A 1,470-nucleotide genomic window follows, 5' to 3' on the forward strand; every position below is an offset into this window, starting at 1 on the left:
AAACGGTGATATATTGGTCTTATTCGCAGATCTGTTTTCGACATTCGAAAAGCACGCTCAATGTGCCATAAATTTGCATAATTTTCAACCACTTGCTTGTCTGTAAGCCGGGTGTTGGGATTTTAAATCAAACTTTTGCTATTTTAGCAGCTACTGCTTTTAAGACTCATTGTGAGAAAAATAGGGATTTATTGTGGAAAATTTTTAATGATAATAAATTTGATTTTGATAAAAATTTTTATTTTGATATTGACATATCTTTCAAAGGGAGTATTAAGAGAGATTATGATCAGATAGTGATAATGGATGAAACCTTCCAAGGTATTGAGTTTTTACCTCCGCAAAAAATTACAAATAGTTCTTTTTCAAATGTAATATTCCTAAATTGTACATTTGATATAGCCATATTCGAAAATACAATTTTTCAAGGTTGTAAATTTTATGATTGCCAACTTATCAATATTGAACCTGATGCTTATAAAACAAGATTTCAAGCTTTTGGTTGTGAGGCAAACAACACAATTCTTGATGATTTATTGTCATTTGATGAATCACATGAAGAATCAAATTTTAAAGAAATTACGGAATTAGATATTTTGGAGAAGTTCTTTAAAAGTGACAAAAAACGACCTAGACACAGAACTTTGTCGCAAATAAGAGGTGATTTTGCAAATGATGAAGATCTAAAACGGGTTAATCGTCTAATTGCCAAATTAAAATCAAATGGATTCCTAACATTTAATGGAGATATGAGTTTTATAACAAAAGAAGGAATAAGATATTTTCATGATTTTTATAACCACGATTAAGAAAAATGTATCCAGGACTACTTATAATAGAAAGAGAATTACGAAATGAAATTTCATCAGAGCTCGACAGGATTGGTTTATTATACCGATTATTTAGCCGTCCCAAAGACAAGTTATCAATTGAAGAAAAGATACTTCGGAAGGGAGGTAAGTATGAAATGAATGGTACACTAATGCAAGATTTAATAGGACTCAGGATTGTAACATATTTTTCTGATGATGTTGATTTAGTATATTCTATGCTTAAAAACAAACTGAGTTTTGTTTCTGAATCTATAGATAAACATAAATTGACTGTTTTTGCCCCCAAAAGAACGAACTTGATTTTTCGTATCTACCATCTTAAATGAAGTTAGGGAAGTTTTAGATGACCCAAATTATCAATTGATAGATAATACATTTGAGGTGCAATTGAGAACAATTTTATCCGAAGGATGGCATGAAGTTGACCATAGCCTTAGATACAAGTGTAAAGATGATTGGAAAGATTATCCAGATCAAGAACGACTGCTAAATGGAATATATGCTGCTCTTGAAACTAATGATTCAACTTTAAAAAGCTTATTTAGGGAAATTCCGAAATACTCTATTTCTTTGACGGAAAAGCTATTATCACTATCTTTGAGCAAACAAAAAACCCCGAAATTAGGCACATTTGCCT

Annotated in this window: 3 protein-coding genes; all 3 read left to right on the forward strand. The window is 30.7% G+C overall.

Annotated elements, in window-relative coordinates; translation table 11 throughout:
- Window positions 1-92 precede the first annotated feature (92 nt).
- Entirely contained in the window at window positions 93-809 is a 717-nt protein-coding gene (locus BM130_RS15070; RefSeq protein WP_010528942.1) for a hypothetical protein, read from the forward strand.
- 5 nt (window positions 810-814) lie between these two features.
- Window positions 815-1,159 (forward strand): RelA/SpoT domain-containing protein, encoded by a 345-nt coding sequence (locus BM130_RS15860; RefSeq protein WP_052298970.1) that lies wholly within the window; start codon window positions 815-817, stop codon window positions 1,157-1,159.
- A gap of 34 nt (window positions 1,160-1,193) precedes the next feature.
- On the forward strand, window positions 1,194-1,470 hold a 277-nt coding region (locus tag BM130_RS15195), incomplete at its 3' end, for a nucleotidyltransferase family protein (protein ID WP_217645620.1).

The sequence above is a fragment of the Thermophagus xiamenensis genome, assembly GCF_900112795.1.
In the GTDB taxonomy this organism is placed as follows: Bacteria; Bacteroidota; Bacteroidia; order Bacteroidales; family Marinilabiliaceae; genus Thermophagus; species Thermophagus xiamenensis.